Source organism: Klebsiella sp. CN_Kp066 (genome assembly GCF_040065135.1).
GTDB classification, from domain to species: domain Bacteria; phylum Pseudomonadota; class Gammaproteobacteria; order Enterobacterales; family Enterobacteriaceae; genus Klebsiella; species Klebsiella oxytoca.
Map to the genome: position 1 here is coordinate 56,295 of NZ_JBEAIU010000040.1, position 19,915 is coordinate 76,209.

General features: G+C 54.8%; 18 protein-coding genes. 12 read left to right on the plus strand and 6 right to left on the minus strand.

Annotated elements, in window-relative coordinates:
- Positions 1-31: 31 nt before the first annotated feature.
- On the plus strand, positions 32-307 hold the full coding sequence (locus tag ABLV75_RS15925; RefSeq protein WP_004101272.1) for a YeaC family protein: 276 nt from the start codon (positions 32-34) through the stop codon (positions 305-307).
- 49 nt (positions 308-356) lie between these two features.
- Here the strand turns inward: ABLV75_RS15925 and yajD are convergent, their stop codons facing one another.
- Both yajD and ABLV75_RS15935 read right to left on the minus strand, forming a co-directional pair.
- Positions 357-701, minus strand: a complete 345-nt coding sequence (yajD, locus tag ABLV75_RS15930; RefSeq protein WP_004101273.1) for an HNH nuclease YajD — start codon at positions 699-701, stop codon at positions 357-359.
- Between the two features lie 100 nt (positions 702-801).
- On the minus strand, positions 802-2,055 hold the full coding sequence (locus tag ABLV75_RS15935; RefSeq protein WP_004101274.1) for a glycoside hydrolase family 18 protein: 1,254 nt from the start codon (positions 2,053-2,055) through the stop codon (positions 802-804).
- Positions 2,056-2,378: 323 nt separating this feature from the next.
- On the opposite strand from ABLV75_RS15935, the gene ABLV75_RS15940 reads away from it, so the two are divergent.
- The 8 genes from ABLV75_RS15940 to ABLV75_RS15975 all read left to right on the plus strand — a co-directional run bounded on the left by ABLV75_RS15940 (position 2,379) and on the right by ABLV75_RS15975 (position 11,122).
- On the plus strand, positions 2,379-3,455 hold the full coding sequence (locus ABLV75_RS15940) for a zinc-binding dehydrogenase (RefSeq protein WP_004101275.1): 1,077 nt from the start codon (positions 2,379-2,381) through the stop codon (positions 3,453-3,455).
- A 26-nt stretch (positions 3,456-3,481) separates the two neighbouring features.
- Positions 3,482-4,861, plus strand: coding sequence for an MFS transporter (locus tag ABLV75_RS15945; protein WP_004101276.1), 1,380 nt, complete (start codon positions 3,482-3,484; stop codon positions 4,859-4,861).
- A gap of 17 nt (positions 4,862-4,878) precedes the next feature.
- The gene (locus ABLV75_RS15950; RefSeq protein ID WP_004101278.1) at positions 4,879-5,922 is read left to right on the plus strand and encodes an NAD(P)-dependent alcohol dehydrogenase; all 1,044 of its coding nucleotides are present in this window, start codon (positions 4,879-4,881) and stop codon (positions 5,920-5,922) included.
- 24 nt (positions 5,923-5,946) lie between these two features.
- Entirely contained in the window at positions 5,947-6,783 is an 837-nt protein-coding gene (locus tag ABLV75_RS15955; protein ID WP_004101281.1) for a ketose-bisphosphate aldolase, read from the plus strand.
- Positions 6,784-6,787: 4 nt separating this feature from the next.
- Positions 6,788-7,735 carry a sugar kinase gene (locus ABLV75_RS15960; protein ID WP_004101290.1) on the plus strand — a complete coding sequence of 316 codons (948 nt, stop codon included), beginning with the start codon at positions 6,788-6,790 and terminating at the stop codon, positions 7,733-7,735.
- Positions 7,736-7,744: 9 nt separating this feature from the next.
- Entirely contained in the window at positions 7,745-8,728 is a 984-nt protein-coding gene (locus ABLV75_RS15965) for an aldo/keto reductase (protein WP_023320744.1), read from the plus strand.
- A 135-nt stretch (positions 8,729-8,863) separates the two neighbouring features.
- The gene (locus ABLV75_RS15970; protein WP_004101292.1) at positions 8,864-9,622 is read left to right on the plus strand and encodes a DeoR/GlpR family DNA-binding transcription regulator; all 759 of its coding nucleotides are present in this window, start codon (positions 8,864-8,866) and stop codon (positions 9,620-9,622) included.
- Between the two features lie 141 nt (positions 9,623-9,763).
- A complete protein-coding gene (locus ABLV75_RS15975) occupies positions 9,764-11,122 on the plus strand; it encodes an MFS transporter (RefSeq protein ID WP_004101293.1) in 1,359 nt (452 codons plus the stop codon).
- Between the two features lie 37 nt (positions 11,123-11,159).
- Here ABLV75_RS15975 and pncA read toward each other — a convergent pair whose 3' ends face one another.
- From pncA to sppA, 3 genes are all read right to left on the minus strand, one after another.
- Positions 11,160-11,801, minus strand: coding sequence for a bifunctional nicotinamidase/pyrazinamidase (gene pncA, locus ABLV75_RS15980; RefSeq protein ID WP_032728098.1), 642 nt, complete (start codon positions 11,799-11,801; stop codon positions 11,160-11,162).
- Positions 11,802-11,811: 10 nt separating this feature from the next.
- Positions 11,812-12,828: an asparaginase gene (gene ansA / locus ABLV75_RS15985; RefSeq protein ID WP_004101295.1), complete on the minus strand. Its 1,017-nt coding sequence runs from the start codon at positions 12,826-12,828 to the stop codon at positions 11,812-11,814.
- Positions 12,829-13,081: 253 nt separating this feature from the next.
- Positions 13,082-14,935 carry a signal peptide peptidase SppA gene (sppA, locus tag ABLV75_RS15990; protein WP_004101296.1) on the minus strand — a complete coding sequence of 618 codons (1,854 nt, stop codon included), beginning with the start codon at positions 14,933-14,935 and terminating at the stop codon, positions 13,082-13,084.
- A 166-nt stretch (positions 14,936-15,101) separates the two neighbouring features.
- Between sppA and ABLV75_RS15995 the strand changes: the two genes are divergently transcribed.
- Entirely contained in the window at positions 15,102-15,653 is a 552-nt protein-coding gene (locus ABLV75_RS15995) for an NAD(P)H nitroreductase (RefSeq protein WP_004101297.1), read from the plus strand.
- A 231-nt stretch (positions 15,654-15,884) separates the two neighbouring features.
- Here the strand turns inward: ABLV75_RS15995 and phoC are convergent, their stop codons facing one another.
- A complete protein-coding gene (gene phoC / locus ABLV75_RS16000) occupies positions 15,885-16,631 on the minus strand; it encodes an acid phosphatase PhoC (protein WP_004101298.1) in 747 nt (248 codons plus the stop codon).
- 227 nt (positions 16,632-16,858) lie between these two features.
- Between phoC and selD the strand changes: the two genes are divergently transcribed.
- Both selD and ABLV75_RS16010 read left to right on the plus strand, forming a co-directional pair.
- Positions 16,859-17,902, plus strand: a complete 1,044-nt coding sequence (selD, locus tag ABLV75_RS16005) for a selenide, water dikinase SelD (protein ID WP_004101299.1) — start codon at positions 16,859-16,861, stop codon at positions 17,900-17,902.
- A gap of 4 nt (positions 17,903-17,906) precedes the next feature.
- A complete protein-coding gene (locus ABLV75_RS16010) occupies positions 17,907-19,856 on the plus strand; it encodes a DNA topoisomerase III (RefSeq protein ID WP_004101300.1) in 1,950 nt (649 codons plus the stop codon).
- Positions 19,857-19,915 lie beyond the last annotated feature (59 nt).

The following is a 19,915-nucleotide window of genomic DNA, read 5'->3' on the forward strand; positions in this document are numbered from 1 at the left end:
GCAAATTATTCCAACACGGGGCGGGAGAACGATGGAAATTGAACGGATTATCGACGGCATGACGCCGGAAGTGTATCAGCGTCTGGCGACGGCGGTGGAGCTGGGAAAATGGCCCGACGGCGTGGCGTTAACAGCCGAGCAGAAAGAGAACTGTCTGCAGCTGGTGATGCTCTGGCAGGCCCGATATAACGTTGACGCGCAGCATATGACCATCGACACCAACGGACAGATGGTGATGAAGAGTAAACAGCAGTTGAAAGTGGACTTCGGTATTTCGCCGCAACCTATCGCGACGTTTAAATCCTGAGTCTGAACGGCCCGGCCAATTGAACGCCGGGCTTAGCGTCAGCTGAGCGTTATTTCTTGTTCATCATCGCTTTTAGATCGGCGAAAGGGTTATATTTCGCTTCGCCGACGCTTTTCTGCGCATCTTCGCCGGCCACCACCGTTGAACCATACTGATCGGCCTCGGTGTATTTTGAGTGTTCATGATCGTGGCAGTAGAGGCACAGCATCTCCCAGTTGCTACCATCTTCCGGGTTATTGGAGTGGTCGTGGTCGATATGATGTACCGTCAGTTCACGCAGATTCGAATAGACAAACTCACGCGAGCAGCGTCCGCAGACCCAGGGGAAGAGCTTCAGCGCTTTTTCGCGATATCCGACTTCCAGACGGGCGTAGTTTTTCGGGATATAAGCCATAATACCCATGCCTTCTGTTGCAAATGAAAAGCTGCGCCGGAGCTGGCGCAGCGGAATGTGCTTATCATAACCTATTGTGCAGGCGGTGACATCGCGCAGATCAGCGTTTGATCCCCAGGGATTCGGCCAGCTGTTTCGCTAGCTGGTTTTGATCATCGGCGCCGTACTCCCAAAACATCGCGCCTCCCAGTCCTTTGCTCTTGATATAGTCGGCTTTGATCGCCACCGAACGCGGGTTCTCATAGGAGAGGGCAAAGAGCGCTTTACCGTCGGAGGAAGTTACCGACAGCCACGGCACTTTCGCTTCATCATCCCAATGCTGAGTAAAGCGCTTCTGCGGATCGTTGATGAACTTCGCCACGATATCGTTATATTTCACGTAGGTATCTTTTGACAGATCGACGCCTAGCGTTTTGAACAGCTCGACCTGCTGCGGCTCAAAATAAGGCTGCGTTGCCGGATTTTTCTGTGCATCTGGTTTGCTCCAGTCAATGCCCGGCTCGACGGCGCGTTTCGGTACCCGCCCATAGAAACCAATCCCCAGGTTCATCTGGCTGGGCTTCAAACCCGCCGCAAGATAGTTGTTGACCACGAAATCAGCGCTGTACTTATCGGCTTCTGCGACCGTCGGCCATTGAGAGGAGTCGTACAGGTTGGAATTGAAGTACTGGGTGCCGTAAGCCATGTCGTAGGTCATCAGGTTGATGTAGTCGAGCGAGGGGGCTATCGCTTTGACATCCACCCAGCTCTTCGGACTCTCCGCGTTAGCGCCCACGGCGATGGTCACCAGTTTTTTATTGCCCACCGCCGCGCGCAGCTCTTTCAGCAGGGCGGTAAAATTATCGCGATCGGCCGGTTGGCTGTCGACCAGTCCCCATGCGCCGTTGACCGGATACTCCCAGTCCAGATCGATACCATCAAGACCATATTTTTCAATGATCTCCTGCGCCGACTGAATAAACAGCGCTCGGGTTTCTTTTGTCGCCGCCGCGCCGGAGAATCCGCGCGCTCCCCAGCCGCCGACGGAAAGCAAAACTTTCAGGTTCGGATTCTGCTGGCGCAGATGCGGGATTTTCTGCAAATCAGCCTGCACTTTTGGCGACAGCCAGATTTGATGCAGCCTGCCGGGGTCTTTCAGGGCCGCGTTGGTTTCACCTTTTTCGTCGTTATAGATCAGACCAAACGAGTAGTTGAGATGGGTAATCTGCCGGACGTCAAGTTTATCGATATTGCCGCCAGGTCCGGCAGTGACGTCGCCGCCGCCGTTAAAGTAGCCGACGGACATCAGGGTATTAGCAGAAGCGACGCTCGCGCAGAGCAGGGGTAAAGCTGCCAGTAAAGGCAAAAGTTTCATAGCAAATCCTCTTTGACAGAAAAGTGACTTAGTAAAACAAACACGCCACGGAAATGGCGTGGCGAAAAAACAGCTCGTGCAGGCTAGCATCTTCCATTGCGCAAAACTGCGAAGGGGTTCACGCTGCATCAGCGAAGCCGCGCCATGCCAACGCCATAAGCTTTCCTTCACATCTCTCCCCGCCATCCATTTTGCCGTATTTGTGATCTAAGTTGTGAAATGCAGATCAATATCTGTGTTTTAAAGATTTAATGTTGACCTTAAAGATTTCGTGGTTAAGTATTGCTCCCACTGATGCAAAACCACAAACAAAGGAAGACGCAATGAAAGCACTGGCAAGATTTGGTAAGGCCTTTGGCGGCTATAAGATGATTGATGTTCCGGAACCGGTCTGCGGTCCGGATGATGTGGTGATTGAAATCAAGGCAGCAGCCATTTGCGGCGCGGATATGAAGCACTACAACGTCGATAGCGGATCCGACCAATTCAACTCCATTCGCGGCCACGAATTTGCCGGTGAAATCGTCCGGGTCGGCGAAAAGGTTAAGGACTGGAAAGTGGGCCAGCGGGTGGTTTCTGATAATAGCGGGCACGTCTGCGGCGTGTGTCCGGCCTGCGAACAAGGTGATTTTCTGTGTTGTACAGAAAAAGTTAATTTAGGTCTTGATAACAATACCTGGGGCGGCGGGTTTTCGAAATACTGCCTGGTGCCGGGGGAGATCCTCAAAATTCATCGCCACGCGCTGTGGGAAATCCCGCCGGGCGTTGATTACGAAGAAGCGGCGGTGCTGGATCCTATCTGTAACGCCTATAAATCTATCGCTCAACAATCCAAATTTCTCCCCGGTCAGGACGTGGTGGTTTTCGGTACCGGTCCGCTAGGGCTCTTTGCCGTACAGATGGCGCGCATCATGGGGGCCGTCAATATCGTGATGGTCGGGCTGGAAGAGGACGTCGCGGTGCGTTTCCCCATCGCTAAAGCGTTGGGTGCGACGGCGGTGGTCAACGGTTCGAGCGAAGATGTAGTTGCGCGCTGTCAGGAAATTTGCGGCAAAGATAATCTCGGTCTGGTTATCGAATGTTCAGGCGCCAACATTGCCCTCAAACAGTCTATCGAAATGCTGCGCCCCAACGGTGAAGTGGTCCGCGTGGGGATGGGCTTCAAACCGCTGGACTTCTCCATCAACGACATCACTGCCTGGAACAAAAGCATCATCGGCCATATGGCTTACGACTCCACCTCCTGGCGCAACGCCATTCGCCTGCTCGCCAGCGGCGCGATCAAAGTCAAACCAATGATTACTCATCGCATTGGCCTGTCGCAGTGGCGCGAAGGTTTTGATGCCATGGTCGATAAAACCGCGATTAAGGTCATCATGACTTACGACCTCGATGAATAACCCATTTATTAAAGGAAGGTTCCCGGATGGAACAGATAGCAAAACCGCACTGCGGCGCCAGGCTCGATCGCCTGCCCGACTGCCGCTGGCACGCTTCAATGTTTGCCATGGTCGCTTTCGGATTACTTGTCTGCTGGAGTAATGCCGTAGGCGGGTTAATACTCGCGCAGCTAAAAGACCTGGGTTGGACCGATAATTCCACGACCGCTACGTTTTCTGCCATTACCACGGCGGGAATGTTTCTTGGCGCGCTCGGCGGCGGCATTATCGGCGATAAGATCGGGCGTAAAAATGCGTTCATCCTGTATGAAGCGATTCATATTATTGCCATGGTCATAGGGGCGTTTTCGCCGAATATGATCTTTCTGATTGCCTGTCGTTTTATCATGGGGGTAGGGTTAGGCGCGCTGCTGGTGACCTTATTTGCCGGATTCACCGAATATATGCCCGGCAGAAATCGCGGCACCTGGTCCAGTCGGGTCTCGTTTATCGGCAACTGGTCTTATCCGCTCTGTTCGCTGATTGCGATGGGATTAACGCCGTTAATCAGCGCGGAATGGAACTGGCGCGTACAGCTGCTGATCCCGGCGCTGCTGTCGCTAATTGCTACCGTTATTGCCTGGCGCAGTTTCCCTGAATCGCCCCGCTGGCTGGAGTCTCGTGGACGTTACGCGGAAGCGGAAAAGGTGATGCGGGCCATTGAAGAGAGGGTCGTGCAGCAAACCGGTAAGCCATTGCCGCCAGTGGTAATAGAAGATGATGGTAAAGCGCCGCGCGCGGTTCCTTATTCAGCCTTATTAACCGGCGTATTACTCAAGCGGGTTATTTTAGGCTCCTTCGTCCTGATTGCCATGAATGTCGTCCAGTATACCTTAATTAACTGGCTGCCGACGATATTTATGACCCAGGGCATTAATCTGAAAGACTCCATTGTTTTAAACACCATGAGTATGTTCGGCGCGCCGTTTGGCATTTTCATCGCCATGCTGGTAATGGATAAAATACCGCGAAAAACTATGGGTGTGGGCTTATTAGTATTAATCGCCGTGCTGGGATATATCTATTCTCTGCAAACCAGTATGCTGCTCATTACGTTAATTGGCTTCTTCCTGATTACGTTTGTCTATATGTACGTTTGCTACGCCTCAGCGGTCTATGTGCCGGAAATATGGCCGACCGAAGCGAAGCTTCGTGGTTCAGGCCTGGCTAACGCGGTGGGGCGCATCAGCGGTATCGCCGCACCCTATGCGGTGGCGGTATTACTTAACGGCTATGGCGTAACCGGGGTATTTGTGCTACTGGGGGCCGTCTCCATTATTGTTGCAGTCGCTATCGCCACAATCGGAATTGAAACTAAAGGCGTCTCTGTCGAAAGTCTCGGTATTGATGCCGTTACCAGCAAATAATATTGACGGAAAATAAAATGAATAATTCAAAAGCGATTTTAAAAAAGCCGGGTACCATGAAAATCATCGCTGCCGATATTCCGGTACCCAAAGAACATGAAGTGCTGATCAAAATTGAATACGTTGGTATTTGCGGTTCAGATGTTCACGGTTTCGAATCAGGTCCCTTTATTCCGCCGAAAGATCCCAATCAGGAAATTGGTTTGGGGCACGAATGCGCCGGTACGGTGGTCGCGGTGGGAAATCGCGTGAGCAAATTTAAACCCGGCGACCGGGTGAATATTGAACCCGGGGTGCCGTGCGGCCACTGCCGCTACTGTCTGGAGGGGAAATACAATATCTGTCCTGACGTTGATTTCATGGCCACGCAGCCAAATTATCGCGGCGCGTTAACCCACTACCTGTGCCATCCGGAGAGCTTCACCTATAAGCTGCCCGACAATATGGACACGATGGAAGGCGCGCTGGTGGAGCCTGCGGCGGTCGGCATGCATGCCGCAATGCTGGCGGACGTCAAGCCTGGCAAGAAAATCGTCATTCTTGGCGCAGGCTGTATTGGTTTAATGACCCTGCAGGCATGCCTTTGCCTGGGGGCTACCGATATCACGGTGGTTGATGTGCTGGAAAAACGCCTGGCCATGGCCGAACAGCTCGGGGCCAAAGTCGTTATCAACGGCGCAAAAGAGGACACCGTCGCGCGCTGCCAGCAGTTATCCGGCGACATGGGGGCTGATATCGTATTCGAAACCGCCGGTTCGGCCATCACCGTTAAGCAGGCACCGTATCTGGTCATGCGTGGAGGGAAAATCATGATCGTCGGTACGGTCCCCGGGGATTCGGCAATTAACTTCCTGAAAATTAACCGCGAAGTATCGATTCAGACCGTTTTCCGCTATGCCAACCGCTACCCGGTGACTATTGAAGCTATCTCCTCCGGCCGTTTCGATGTGAAGTCGATGGTGACGCACATTTACGACTACGAGGATGTTCAGCGCGCGTTTGAGGAATCTGTTAATAACAAATGCGAGATTATTAAAGGCGTTATTAGAGTTAACCATTAATTTATTAAAAAGGGAGAAACAACTATGCTGGCTGATATTAAATATTGGGAAAATGATGCGCAAAATAAACATTATGCCATTGCCCACTTTAACGTGTGGAATGCCGAAATGCTGATGGGCGTTATCGATGCCGCAGAAGAGTCAACATCGCCGGTGATTATCTCTTTCGGCACCGGATTTGTGGGCAATACCTCGTTTGAAGATTTTTCGCATATGATGGTTTCAATGGCCAAAAAGGCCTCGGTACCGGTGATTGCGCACTGGGACCACGGACGCAGCATGGAAATTATCCACAATGCGTGGGCCCATGGCATGAACTCCCTGATGCGCGACGCTTCCGCCTTTGATTTCGAAGAGAATATTCGTCTGACCAAAGAAGCGGTGGACTTCTTCCATCCGCTGGGCATTCCGATCGAAGCGGAGCTGGGACACGTGGGCAATGAAACGGTCTACGAAGAAGCGCTGGCGGGCTATCACTATACCGATCCGGATCAAGCGGCGGAATTCGTCGAGCGCACCGGCTGCGATTCCCTGGCGGTAGCGATTGGTAACCAGCACGGGGTCTATACCTCAGAGCCGAAACTCAACTTTGAGGTGGTGAAACGCGTGCGCGAGGCGGTATCCGTTCCGCTGGTACTGCACGGCGCATCCGGCATTAGCGACGTGGATATTAAGCAGGCTATTTCGCTGGGTATTTCCAAAATTAACATTCATACCGAACTGTGCCAGGCGGCGATGGCGGCAGTGCAGGAGAACCAGAATCAACCGTTCCTGCACGTTGAGCGCGAAGTGCGCAAAGCGGTCAAAACGCGCGCGCTGGAGAAAATAAAACTGTTTGGCTCTGACGGTAAAGCGGAATGACAACATGGATAATATCGAGGTTATTTGTATAGGCGCGGCCATTGTTGATATTCCCCTGCAGCCGGTGAGCAAAAATATCTTTGATGTTGACTCATATCCCTTAGAACGCATCGCCATGACCACCGGGGGGGACGCAATTAACGAGGCAACCATTATTTCCCGACTCGGTCATCGAACGGCATTAATGAGTCGGGTAGGGGACGACGCGGCGGGACATTTTATTCTTGCACACTGTCGCCGGGAGAATATTGATATCCACAGCCTGAAGCAGGATGGCGAAATCGATACCTCCATTAATGTGGGTCTGGTCACCGCCGATGGCGAGCGTACTTTTGTGACTAACCGCAATGGTAGTCTGTGGAAGCTGAATATTAACGATGTGGACTTTGGCCGCTTCTCTCAGGCAAAGCTGCTGTCGCTGGCGAGCATTTTTAATAGCCCGCTGCTCGATGGTAAAGCGTTAACGGAGATATTCACTCAGGCCAAAGCGCACGGATTAATTATTTGCGCCGATATGATTAAGCCGCGGCTTAACGAAACTCTGAACGATATTCGCCAGGCGCTGAGCTACGTCGATTATCTGTTTCCCAATTATGCCGAGGCAAAACTGCTCACCGGCAAAGAGACGCTGGATGATATCGCCGATAGCTTCCTGAACTGCGGGGTGAAAACGGTGGTTATTAAGACCGGCAAGCGAGGCTGCTTTATTAAGCGTGCCGATATGAAGCTGGAAGTGCCGGCGGTTTCAGGCATTACCGCCATCGACACCATTGGCGCAGGGGATAATTTTGCCTCGGGATTTATCACCGCGCTGCTTGAAGGCAAACCGCTGCGCGAGTGCGCGTTGTTTGCTAACGCCACGGCGGCGATCTCGGTGCTGAGCGTAGGCGCCACGACGGGCGTGAAGAACAGAACGCTGGTTGAACAACTTCTCGACGAATATGAAGGGTAATAGCAGCAGATGAAAATGATTTCTTTAGGCAGTACGGATATCACGCTTTCCCGAATGGGATTAGGCACATGGGCCATTGGCGGCGGCCCGGCGTGGAACGGCGATCTCGATCTGCAGATATGTATCGACACCATTGTTGAGGCGCATCGCTGCGGGATCAATCTGATTGATACCGCGCCAGGCTACAACTTTGGCAACAGCGAAGTGATTGTTGGCCAGGCGCTTAAACAGCTGCCGCGCCGCGAAGTCGTTGTCGAAACCAAATGCGGTATCGTCTGGGAGCGCACGGGCAGCCTGTTTAATAAGGTGGGCGATCGCCAGCTGTATAAAAACCTGACGCCCGAGTCGATTCGCGAAGAGGTGGAGGCCAGCCTGCAAAGGCTGGGCATCGATACTATTGATATCTATATGACCCACTGGCAGTCGGTAGAGCCCTGCTTTACGCCAATTGCGGAGACCGTAGCCACGCTGAACGCGCTTAAGAAAGAGGGGAAAATTCGCTCTATCGGCGCGGCGAACGTAGATGCCGGGCATATCAGAGAGTACCTCAAGCACGGCGAGCTGGATATCGTGCAGGCCAAGTACAGTATTCTTGACCGGGCGCTGGAGGCCGAGCTACTGCCGCTCTGTCAACAGAACGGCATTGTAGTGCAGGTCTACTCGCCGCTTGAGCAGGGGCTACTGACCGGGACTATCGGCCGTGATTATGTTCCCGGCGGTGCGCGGGCCAATAAGGTCTGGTTCCAGCGGGAAAATATGCTGCGCGTGATTGATATGCTTGAGCAATGGCAGCCGCTATGCGAAAAATATCGCTGTACCATCCCCGCGCTGGCGCTGGCGTGGATATTAAAGCAAAGCGATCTCATTACCCTGCTGAGCGGCGCTACGGCGCCCGAGCAGGTGCGCGAGAATGTCGATGCGCTGAACATCGCTCTGACCGATGATGATTCATTATTGATGAGGCGAATGGCGGAAGCGCTGGATCCTAAATAAGAGAGAAGACGCGGACCTCTGTTTCTGTGTAAAAGAGTATTAAATCTGTGATTCAGACAGGTTCTTTTGAAAATAAACATGGCCTGTGCGATACTAGAATCTTATTATGACTTTGCAGGAAACAGAGGTGTCATCGTGGCGGCAAAAGACAGGATTCAGGCCATAAAGCAAATGGTGGCTAATGATAAGAAAGTAGCGGTTTCTAATTTAAGCGCAATTTTTCAGGTCACTGAGGAAACCATCCGTCGCGATCTGGAAAAGCTCGAAGATGAAGGTTATTTGACCCGCACGTACGGCGGCGCTGTATTAAATACCAATGCTTTAGCTGACAATATTCATTTTTATAAACGCGCTAAATCTTTTTTAGAAGAGAAGCAGATCATTGCCCGCAATGCATTACCGTTTATAAAGAATAAAACCACCATGGCTGCCGACTCCAGCAGTACCGCGATGGAGTTATTAAAGCTGTTGAAAGAGAGAAACGATCTCACGCTGTTAACCAACTCGGCGGAAGCCTTTCATGAGCTGGCACAGTCTGAAATCAACGTGGTATCTACCGGCGGCGAGCTCAATAAGAATACGCTGTCGCTGCAGGGAAGGATCACTAAGGAAATTATTAGCCGCTATCATGTTGATATTATGGTGATGAGCTGCAAAGGGCTGGATATGCAGAGCGGGGCGCTGGACTCTAACGAAGCGGAAGCGGAAATTAAGAAAACCATGATCCGCCAGGCGACCGAAGTCGCTTTGCTGGTCGATCATTCAAAATTCGATCGCAAAGCCTTCGTCCAGCTCGTGGATTTTAGCCATATTAATTACCTTATCACCAATAAGGCGCCGGGTGCACAGTGGATTGCATTTTGTAAAGAAAATAATATTCAACTTGTTTATTAACATTAAGATTGGCTGTATCGATATTATTTTAATTTGCACCTGGATAATGCCATAAAAATTTAATGATGATGGCTGGCGCGGCAAAAATGATTCTGCCGCGATGGCCATACTTTATATTTTAGCTGAATTTGAGGCATCCAGATGGAACAATGTGACCCTATCGGCGCAAGATTAGACCGCTTACCTTTATCACGATTTCATTTTCGTATTTTTGGCATTATTAGTTTTAGTTTATTAATCACCGGTTTTCTCAGCTATTCCGGCAACGTGGTGCTGGCAAAGTTAGTCAGCAATGGCTGGTCAAATAACTATCTCAACGCCGCATTTACCTCGGCGCTGATGTTTGGCTACTTTATTGGTTCGTTGACCGGAGGTTTTATAGGCGATTATCTCGGGCGACGTAAAGCATTTCGCCTGAATTTACTGATCGTCGGGGTCTCTGCCTGTGCGGCAACCTTTGTGCCCAACATGTACTGGCTTATCTTTTTTCGCTGTCTGATGGGCTGCGGAATGGGGGCGCTGATTATGGTGGGCTATGCCTCCTTTACCGAATTTATTCCGCCCGCGGTACGTGGAAAATGGTCCGCCCGGCTCTCCTTTGTCGGCAATTGGTCGCCTATGCTATCGGCGGCAATTGGCGTCGTGGTGATTGCTTTTTTAAGCTGGCGGATGATGTTTCTGTTCGGCGGAGGAGCCATGCTGCTGGCCTGGTATCTGTCGGGAAGATACTTTATTGAATCTCCCCGCTGGCTGGCCGGAAAAGGGCAGCGCAGCGCCGCTGAAAAGCATCTCCAGCAGGTAGAGTCGCAAATCGAGAGAGAGAAAAACATCACCTTACCGGCCTGGCAAAGCGCGGATCAAACGGCGGATGTGTGTGTGGAAAGCGGCTCTTTCTGGCTGCTGTTTAAAGGCCAGATGCTGCGGCGCACGCTGGTGGCAATCACAGTGCTAATCGCCATGAATATTTCGCTCTATACCATTACGGTGTGGATCCCGACAATTTTCGTCAATTCGGGCATCGACGTGACGAAGTCAATCTTGATGACCGCGATTATTATGATTGGCGCGCCGGTGGGAATATTTATCGCCGCGCTGATTATCGACCGTTTTCCGCGGCGGTTATTTGGCTCATCGCTGCTGATTATTATTGCGGTGCTCGGCTACTTCTATTCGATTCAAACCGCAGAGTGGGCCATCTTAAGCTATGGCCTGGTGATGATCTTTTTCCTGTATATGTACGTCTGCTTTGCCTCGGCGGTGTACGTGCCGGAGCTGTGGCCAACGCATCTCCGGCTGCGCGGTTCAGGCTTTGTCAACGCGGTAGGGCGAATTGTCGCCGTCTTTACTCCCTACGGCGTCGCTGTCCTGCTGACCCGCTACGGCGCGATTACGGTTTTTATGGTGCTCGGGGTGATGCTGGTACTCTGTGCGCTGATCCTGTTCTGCTTTGGCATCGAAACGCGCAAGATATCGCTGGAGGAGATTTCAACGCTGGCCTGAGAAATGCGCCGACAGGGAAAATGCCTGTCGGCACCGGTTATGCGTGGGTTTCCAGCCAGTCGTCCAGGGTATAGAGGGTGGCGCCCGCGGCGGCCATCTCCATAAATGCCTGATTGCTGTCGTGCGGCTGAATATTCACCCCGCGGCAGCCGTCGGTAATGACGTTGACGTTATAGCCCAGATTGAGAGCGTCGAGCACGGTAAACTTGACGCAGTAGTCGGTGGCCAGACCCAGCACCGTGAGTTCGCGAATATCGCGTTCGCGCAGCCACGCATCAAGCTGCGTTTTCTGTCGGTGGCCGTTGTCGAAAAAGGCGCTGTAGCTATCTATGGCCGGATTTTCGCCTTTGTGGAAGACGGCGGCGATATGCTGCTGTTTGAGCAGCGGATGCAGAGCCGCGCCTTCGCTGTTTTGCACGCAGTGATCCGGCCAGAAAGTTTGCGCCAGGCCGTCGAGCTCGCCCTGGGTATAGGGTTCAACCTGATGCTGGCTGGCAAAGCTGCCGTGATTCGCCGGATGCCAGTCCTGGCTGGCTACCACCGTTTCGCCCCGCGTCAGGCTCCAGTCGATAAGCAGGTTGGCGACGTCAACCGTACTATCGCCCTGCGGGACCGCAAGTGCGCCACCGGCGCAGAAATCATTTTGTAAATCGACCAGAAGCAGCGCGCGCTGGGTCATGTGTTTCTCCTTACTCATCGGGGGTCAGTTCGCCGCGCAGGTTCTCCTGCATTGCGCGACGGATAGCCGCAACGTCCAGATCCTGACTCAATAAATAGTGTAGCTTGGTCAGCGTGGCTTCGACGGTCATATCAAAACCGCTAATCACCCCGGCCTGAGCCAGCGCGTTACCGGTGGCGTAACCGCCCATATTCACCTTGCCGGACATACACTGGGTCAGGTTAATCACCACGATACCGCGCTGGCTGGCTTCGGCCAGGACCTGAATAAATTCGCCGTTCTGCGGCGCGTTACCGACGCCATATGAGCGCAGGATCAGCGCTTTGACCGGCTGGCGCAGGAAATTGCGCACGACGTCGGCGGAGATGCCGGGATAAATGGTCACCACGCCAATCGGCTGCGGCGTGATAGGGTGAACCACCAGCTCACCGCTGCCGTGCGGTGCGGGAGGGGTGCCGAGACGGCGAATATGGATCCCGGCTTCCAGCAGCGGCGCCAGGTTTGGCGAAGCGAAGGCGTTAAATCCGTCGGCGTGGGCCTTTGTTGTACGGTTGCCGCGGTAGAGACGGTTGTTGAAGAACAACGACACTTCGTTAATCGGATAGTTGGCGGCGACGTACAGGGCATTGAGGAGATTAATCTGCCCGTCAGAGCGTAGCTCAGCGAGCGGAATTTGTGATCCTGTCACAATGACCGGTTTCCCCAGATTCTCCAGCATGAAGGAGAGCGCCGAAGCGGTAAACGCCATGGTATCCGTACCGTGCAGGATCACGAAACCGTCGTACTGGTCATAACGATCGCGAATATCCTCGGCGATATGCTGCCAGTCTTCCGGCGTCATATCGGAGGAGTCCATCAGCGGAGCATATTCATGAATGGTGAAGTCCGGCATCTCCGGACGGTGAAACTCGGGCATTAAAGCCAGCTGGCGCTGGAGATGGCCGGAAACGGGAATGTAGCCGTGTTCAGAACGCTGCATACCAATGGTGCCGCCAGTATAGGCAACGTAGATAGATTTCTTCTGCATAGCATCGCTTAGGTTAAACGTAGACAGGCGCAGTATATACCCGTCACGCCGCAAGTTGCAGGGGCGTCGGCTGCTTTCGTGTATTGCATGGCTTGCCTGACACAAAAACATTTACGCTGCATCGAGGCGGCAAGCAATGAAATCTGTGGGAGCATAGTGACTATGGGGCCAGCGTTGCTGCGCGTAGCCAGGAAAGAGGCGGCGGGAAGGATGAAGTGAAAAATGCCGCCCCGTGGAATGGGGCGGCGTGGGATTAACGAATGTTGGCGCAGGTCAAGCAGAAGGCGTAGCGATTCTGCGGATCATTAAAGGCCGCCAGCTTGTCGCTTTCGTTTTTCACTGCATTAGCCGCAGCGGCCACCGGCGCAGGCAAATAAGCCTGAACCGCCGCCGGCAGCGCCGCGCGAACGGAACCGGTCAGGCTATCGACTACCATCGAGAAGAAAGTCGGCTCTTCCTGATAATAATTGATATGCCACTCTTTCAGCTTCGCCAGCTCGGCGGCTTTTGCCACCGCGTCGTCAAAGTCGCCGAGGCTGTCGACCAGACCGTTTGCTTTCGCATCTTCACCGGTCCAGACGTGGCCCTGGGCGATTTGGTCGATTTTTTCCGGCGTGCTCTTACGCGCGTTCGCCACCAGGGTGATAAAGCGCTTATAGCCGTTTTCGATGCTGAGCTGCATCAGCTGTTGTACTTCCGGCGGAAGCGCTTTAGTGGTGGAGACATCGGCCAGCGGAGAGGTGGCCACGCCATCGGTATGAACGCCAATCGAGCCGAGCGTATTTTCGACGGTGTTAATTACCCCAAAGATACCGATAGAGCCGGTCAGGGTGCTCGGGTTCGCGACGATATAATCCGCCGGGGTGGAGATCCAGTAGCCGCCGGAGGCCGCCATGCCGCCCATCGATACCACCACCGGTTTGCCGGCCGCTTTTGCCGCCGCCAGCTCTTCGCGAATCACCTCCGAGGCGCTGACGCTGCCGCCAGGGCTGTTTACCCGCAGTACGATAGCTTTCACTTTCGGATCGAGGCGGGCGTCGCGGATCTGCGCAGCGGTAGTGTCGCCGCCGACGTTACCCGGCGTTTCCTCGCCATCCATAATCGCGCCGTTAGCAAAGATAACCGCTATCGCGGAGCCTTTATCGGCAGGCGTTTTCACGGTGTAGTCGTAGTAGCTGATCGCGCTGTAGTTATTATCCGCTTTGCTCCAGCCAAACTGCTTAGTCAGCGCTTTCTCCACTTCGGTAGAGGTGCCAAGCTCGTCAACCAGCTTGTTATCCAGCGCGTACCTGGCGGTGTCGCCATCAACTTTACGCAGACCGTCGAGGACCCCCTGAGCGCCAGGGAACAGCTGCTGTGCGGAGATCTGGCGGTTGGCGGCGATGGTGCTGAGGTAGTTTTGCCACAGTTCGCCAATCCAACGGCTATCCGCCTCGCGCGCTGCCGGGGACATATCATCGCGGATAAACGGCTCTACCGCTGATTTATAAGTGCCGACGCGGAAAACGTGGGTCGATACTTTGAGTTTGTCGAGCAGCGATTTGTAGTACAGGCCGTTGGTCGCGAAACCATGCAGATCCACTTCGCCCTGCGGCGAAAGCCAGATTTTATTGGCGAAGCTGGCCAGATAATACTGCCCCTGGCTGTAGCTGCTGCCAATGGCGTAGACCGGTTTGCCGCTATCGCGGAATTCGCGCAGCGCTTTACCGATGTACTGCATCGATGGCTGATCGCCGCCGGCAAAGTTTTTCAGATCCAGCACGATGCCGGTGATATTGCGGTCGTCTTTCGCCTGGCGAATTGTCTGCACAATATCAAACAGCGAGTTTTCCTGTAGGCGATCCGAGCTGGCGCCAAACAGTTGACGGCCAATGACCCCAAGTTTGCTGCTGGCCGAAGGTTTATCGACCACCACGCCGGTGATATCCATCAGCAGCGCGCCGCGAGTGGTATGCTCTGTTGTGTTACTGCTGAACTGGGCCCAGATACCGACGCAGGCCAGCACCAGCACAAGGAAAACCACGTTCAGTGCGAGCTGGCGAATGAAGTTGAGCACTCGCCATGTCCATTTAAAGATTCCGGCGAGCAGTCGCCAAAGAGTTCGCATGTATTCTCCCTAACCATTATCAAAATAGGGCAAGCCGCAGGGGCTGCCGCGTCTGGCTATCCTAATGAGAGTGCCGACGGTTGTCAGCAGGAATCACCCGCTGGGCTGTAACAAAATCCTTGTGCATGTTAATTTTATGAAAAATGACATCACAGGAGTTACACAGATGGATGCTCTCGAACTACTGGTTAATCGCCGCAGCGCTTCACGTTTGACCGATCCGGCGCCGGCTGGCGAACAGCTGGAAAACATCCTTCGCGCGGGGCTGCGCGCGCCGGACCACGGAACGCTACAGCCGTGGCGCTTCTTCATTATTGCCGATGATGGGCGCGAGCGCTTCAGCCAGCTGCTGGAAAAAGGCGCCGTGGCGGCAGGCGGAGATGAAAAGGCGATTGAAAAAGCGCGCAGCGCGCCGTTCCGCGCGCCGCTGATTATTGCGGTGGTGGCGCGCTGTGAAGATCATCCGAAGGTCCCCAGGTGGGAACAAGAGATGTCGGCGGGCTGCGCGGTGATGGCCATGCAGATGGCGGCCGTGGCGCAGGGTTTTAACGGTATCTGGCGCAGCGGCGCATTAACCGAGAGCCCGGTCGTCCGTGAAGGGTTTGCCTGCCGCGAGCAGGATAAAATCGTGGGCTTTCTTTATCTGGGAACGCCGCAGCTCAAAGCTTCAACCACCATCACTTTGCCGGATACCGCGCCGTTCGTGACGCGCTTCTGAGTCCATTCTCGTTATGCCGGGCGGGCCCGGCTCACCGCCGCCTCCGGGATTGTAGCCCGGCTAAGCGCAGCGCGAGTCGGGTGGAAGCCGTACCAGTGTACCAGGCTCGACACCTTTCCCGGAGGCGGTGCTGGCGCATCTGCCCGGGCGACCAAACCGCGGACGGCTGGGAACCCGTAGCCCGGATAAGGCGCGTCAAGCGCCGCCTCCGGGAATTTAACAGCGATGAGGTTACTTCTGCCGTTTGGCGAATTCGTCTTTCGCTTTCTGAAGCTGCTGCTGGAAGGCCGGGTTGGTATGCAGCGTGGCAACCACCGCCGAACCGACAATCCGCGCCGCGTCGACGTCGCTCTGCCAGTGATAGCCGCAGATCACCCGGCTTTCGCCCAGCTCAAAGCCGCGCTTAAGAATTTCATTTTGCCGCTGCGGATTAATCTCAGCCAGCACCAGCGCGGTGGCCCAGCCGATAGAGGTGTGGCCGGAGGGGTAGGAGCCGTTTTTCGATAGCGTATCCTGTTCCTTGGTGTTACAGGTGGCGACTCCGTAAAACGCAAAGGGGCGAATGCGCATGTATTTCTCCTTCGCCCCTCGCGTGGCCAGGTCGCCGGCATCTTCAATCATATTGGTGAGCAGCTTGTGCAGCTCCGGCGCATCTTTGGCGGTAATGGGCGAGCCGAAGGCACCCGAGAAGGCGTTGGCGACGCCGCCGCCGCTCAGGTTTGCGTCTTCCGCCGCCAGTTTGCCGCGCTCGGTGCCGCGCAGCAGGCGTCCCTTCTCATACATGGCCTGATCGTTTAAAAACGCGATACTGCCCACCTCCGGCGGCGGCGGTAGCAGCGCGAGGCTGTCGATAGCCTGCGCATTGGTCAGGTAGTAGAGATCCGGTTTGGTGGTGACGTCGTTACCGGCGGGAACCAGGGCGAAAGCGTTGATGGAGAAGAAACTGGCCAGGCAAAGGGCGAGAACACGCTTTTTCATGAAAACTTCCTTACGTTGTTATATGTCCAGACAAAACAGAATTTTTTGTTGTTACATTTCTGTCATTTTTTAGTAAAGGGTAAAATGACGACGAAAAAGCGGGCCCGCATCGCAAAATCGGTTTTTTGTCTGCTTAATGAGCAACCATACGCGATTTCGGACTGTCGCACTTACCACTCCGCCATTTGGGCGCTACCATATCGGGATTGCAATGACAGGAGATGTCCATGAGCGAGCAAGCCATTCGTTTAACGCAATACAGCCACGGAGCCGGTTGCGGATGTAAAATTTCCCCTAAAGTGCTGGAAACCATCCTGCAGAGCGACCAGGCCAAATTTATTGACCCGAATCTGCTGGTGGGGAATGAAACCAGCGATGATGCCGCGGTCTACGATCTCGGCAACGGTACCTCGATTGTCAGTACTACCGACTTTTTTATGCCGATCGTCGATAATCCGTTCGACTTTGGGCGCATTGCCGCGACAAACGCCATCAGCGATATTTTCGCTATGGGCGGCAAGCCGATAATGGCCATCGCTATCCTCGGCTGGCCCATCAATACGCTGGCGCCGGAAATTGCCCGTCAGGTAGTTGATGGCGGGCGTTTTGCCTGCCAGCAGGCGGGGATCGCGCTGGCCGGGGGCCACTCGATTGATGCGCCTGAACCCATCTTCGGTCTTGCGGTGACCGGCGTGGTTCCGACCGAGCGGGTGAAGAAAAACAGTACCGCTCAGGCCGGATGCAAACTCTACCTCACGAAACCGCTGGGTATCGGCGTGCTGACCACTGCCGAGAAAAAGTCGCTGCTGAAGCCGGAACATCAGGGGCTGGCGACGGAAACCATGTGCCAGATGAACCTCGTCGGCTCGGCGTTCGCCAACATTGACGGCGTGAAGGCGATGACCGACGTCACCGGCTTCGGACTGCTGGGGCATCTGAGCGAAGTGTGCCGCGGCGCGGGCGTACAGGCGCAACTCACCTATGCCAGTATCCCGAAACTACCGGGCGTGGAAGAGTATATTGCGGCCGGTGCGGTGCCGGGCGGAACCGGGCGAAACTTTGCCAGCTACGGGCATCTGATGGGCGAAATGCCGCCTGAGTGGCGCGATCTGCTGTGCGATCCGCAAACCTCCGGCGGCCTGCTGCTGGCGGTAACGCCGGAAGCCGAGGACGAGGTGCTGGCAGCAGCCGCTGAATATGGCATCACGCTGACCGCTATCGGCGAGCTGGTGACCGCCCGCGGCGGACGCCCTATGATCGAGATTCGTTGATTTCATGCGGCTGTTTATTGCAGAAAAGCCGAGTCTCGGCCGCGCCATTGCCGATGTGCTGCCAAAACCGCATCGCAAAGGCGATGGTTATATTGAATGCGGCAACGGACAGGTGGTCACCTGGTGTATCGGCCACCTGCTGGAGCAGGCTCAGCCGGACGTCTATGATGAGCGCTATGCGCGCTGGAATCTGCTCGACCTGCCTATCGTTCCGGAAAAGTGGCAGCTCCAGCCCAAGCCCTCGGTGACCAAACAGCTTAACGTGATTGAGCGTTTGCTTGGCGATGCGCAGGAAGTGATCCACGCGGGTGACCCGGACAGAGAAGGTCAACTGCTGGTGGACGAGGTGCTCGACTACCTGCAGCTGGCGCCGGAAAAGCGCCAGCAGGTGCAGCGCTGCCTGATTAACGATCTCAACCCGCAGGCGGTGGAGCGGGCGATTAACCGCCTGCGCGCCAATAGCGAGTTCGTTCCGCTGTGCGTCTCGGCGCTGGCTCGCGCCCGCGCCGACTGGTTATATGGGATCAATATGACCCGCGCCTACACCATCCTTGGGCGTAACGCGGGTTATCAAGGGGTGCTATCGGTCGGACGCGTGCAAACGCCGGTGCTTGGCCTGGTTGTACGCCGCGATGAAGAGATTGAAAACTTCGTCGCCAAAGACTTCTTCGATGTGAAGGCGCATATCGTCACCCCGAAGGAGGAGCGTTTTGTCGCCACCTGGATCCCCAGCGAGGCCTGTGAACCCTACCAGGATGAAGAGGGACGGCTGCTGCATCGTTCGCTTGCCGAACATGTGGTCAAGCGCATTGAGGGCCAGCCGGCGACGGTGACCGCTTATAACGACAAGCGGGACTCCGAGCCAGCGCCGCTGCCGTTCTCCCTCTCGGCGCTGCAGATTGAAGCCGCGAAGCGCTTCGGTTTTAGCGCGCAGAACGTGCTGGATATCTGCCAGAAGCTGTATGAAACCCATAAGCTGATTACCTATCCGCGTTCGGACAGCCGCTATCTGCCGGAAGAGCATTTTGCCGGACGACATGCGGTGCTGAACGCCATCAGCGTACATGCGCCGGACCTGCTGCCGCAGCCGGTAGTGGACCCGGAGATCCGCAACCGCTGCTGGGACGATAAAAAGGTCGATGCCCACCACGCCATTATCCCCACCGCGCGCAGTTCGCAGGTGAAGCTCAGCGACAACGAAGAAAAGATTTACACCCTGATTGCCCGCCAGTATCTGATGCAGTTCTGCCCGGATGCGGTGTTCCGAAAGTGTCAGATCGATCTTGATATCGCCAACGGTAAGTTTGTGGCCAAGGCGCGTTTTCTGGCAGAAGCGGGCTGGCGAACCCTGTTAGGCAATAAAGAGCGCGATGAAGAAAACGACGGCATGCCGCTGCCGGTGGTCGCTAAAGATGATGAGCTCCTGTGCGAAAAAGGGGAAGTGGTGGAGCGCCAGACCCAGCCGCCGCGGCACTTTACCGACGCCACGCTGCTGTCGGCGATGACCGGTATTGCCCGCTTTGTGCAGGATAAAGACCTGAAGAAAATTTTGCGCGCCACGGACGGTCTCGGTACGGAGGCGACCCGCGCCGGAATTATCGAGCTATTGTTCAAACGCGGTTTTCTGACCAAGAAAGGGCGCTATATCCACTCTACCGATGCCGGTAAGGCGCTTTTCCATTCGTTGCCGGAGATGGCGACGCGTCCGGACATGACTGCCCACTGGGAGTCGATTCTGACGCAAATCAGCGAGAAACAGTGCCGTTATCAGGATTTCATGCAGCCGCTAGTCGGGACGCTGTTCCAGCTTATTGACCAGGCCCGTAGCACGCCGGTACGCCGCTTCCGCGGAATTGCGGCGCCGGGGGAGGGGAAGAAAAAGAGCGCGCCCCGTAAGCGAGCGGTGAAGAAAGCAGTGTCAGCGGATAAGTCCGGCGGCGAGGCAAACCCATAGCCCTGGCTCTCTGGTCGACAGCCTTTGTCCGGGGAGCTTATTCTCTTATCCCGCGATTC

Bases quoted from the DNA above. Each gene is read 5' to 3' on its own strand.
- ABLV75_RS15925 (WP_004101272.1), top strand. From the start codon at position 32: ATGGAAATTGAACGGATTATCGACGGCATGACGCCGGAAGTGTATCAG.
- yajD (WP_004101273.1), bottom strand. From the start codon at position 701: ATGGCTTATATCCCGAAAAACTACGCCCGTCTGGAAGTCGGATATCGC.
- ABLV75_RS15935 (WP_004101274.1), bottom strand. From the start codon at position 2,055: ATGAAACTTTTGCCTTTACTGGCAGCTTTACCCCTGCTCTGCGCGAGC.
- ABLV75_RS15940 (WP_004101275.1), top strand. From the start codon at position 2,379: ATGAAAGCACTGGCAAGATTTGGTAAGGCCTTTGGCGGCTATAAGATG.
- ABLV75_RS15945 (WP_004101276.1), top strand. From the start codon at position 3,482: ATGGAACAGATAGCAAAACCGCACTGCGGCGCCAGGCTCGATCGCCTG.
- ABLV75_RS15950 (WP_004101278.1), top strand. From the start codon at position 4,879: ATGAATAATTCAAAAGCGATTTTAAAAAAGCCGGGTACCATGAAAATC.
- ABLV75_RS15955 (WP_004101281.1), top strand. From the start codon at position 5,947: ATGCTGGCTGATATTAAATATTGGGAAAATGATGCGCAAAATAAACAT.
- ABLV75_RS15960 (WP_004101290.1), top strand. From the start codon at position 6,788: ATGGATAATATCGAGGTTATTTGTATAGGCGCGGCCATTGTTGATATT.
- ABLV75_RS15965 (WP_023320744.1), top strand. From the start codon at position 7,745: ATGAAAATGATTTCTTTAGGCAGTACGGATATCACGCTTTCCCGAATG.
- ABLV75_RS15975 (WP_004101293.1), top strand. From the start codon at position 9,764: ATGGAACAATGTGACCCTATCGGCGCAAGATTAGACCGCTTACCTTTA.
- pncA (WP_032728098.1), bottom strand. From the start codon at position 11,801: ATGACCCAGCGCGCGCTGCTTCTGGTCGATTTACAAAATGATTTCTGC.
- ansA (WP_004101295.1), bottom strand. From the start codon at position 12,828: ATGCAGAAGAAATCTATCTACGTTGCCTATACTGGCGGCACCATTGGT.
- sppA (WP_004101296.1), bottom strand. From the start codon at position 14,935: ATGCGAACTCTTTGGCGACTGCTCGCCGGAATCTTTAAATGGACATGG.
- ABLV75_RS15995 (WP_004101297.1), top strand. From the start codon at position 15,102: ATGGATGCTCTCGAACTACTGGTTAATCGCCGCAGCGCTTCACGTTTG.
- phoC (WP_004101298.1), bottom strand. From the start codon at position 16,631: ATGAAAAAGCGTGTTCTCGCCCTTTGCCTGGCCAGTTTCTTCTCCATC.
- selD (WP_004101299.1), top strand. From the start codon at position 16,859: ATGAGCGAGCAAGCCATTCGTTTAACGCAATACAGCCACGGAGCCGGT.
- ABLV75_RS16010 (WP_004101300.1), top strand. From the start codon at position 17,907: ATGCGGCTGTTTATTGCAGAAAAGCCGAGTCTCGGCCGCGCCATTGCC.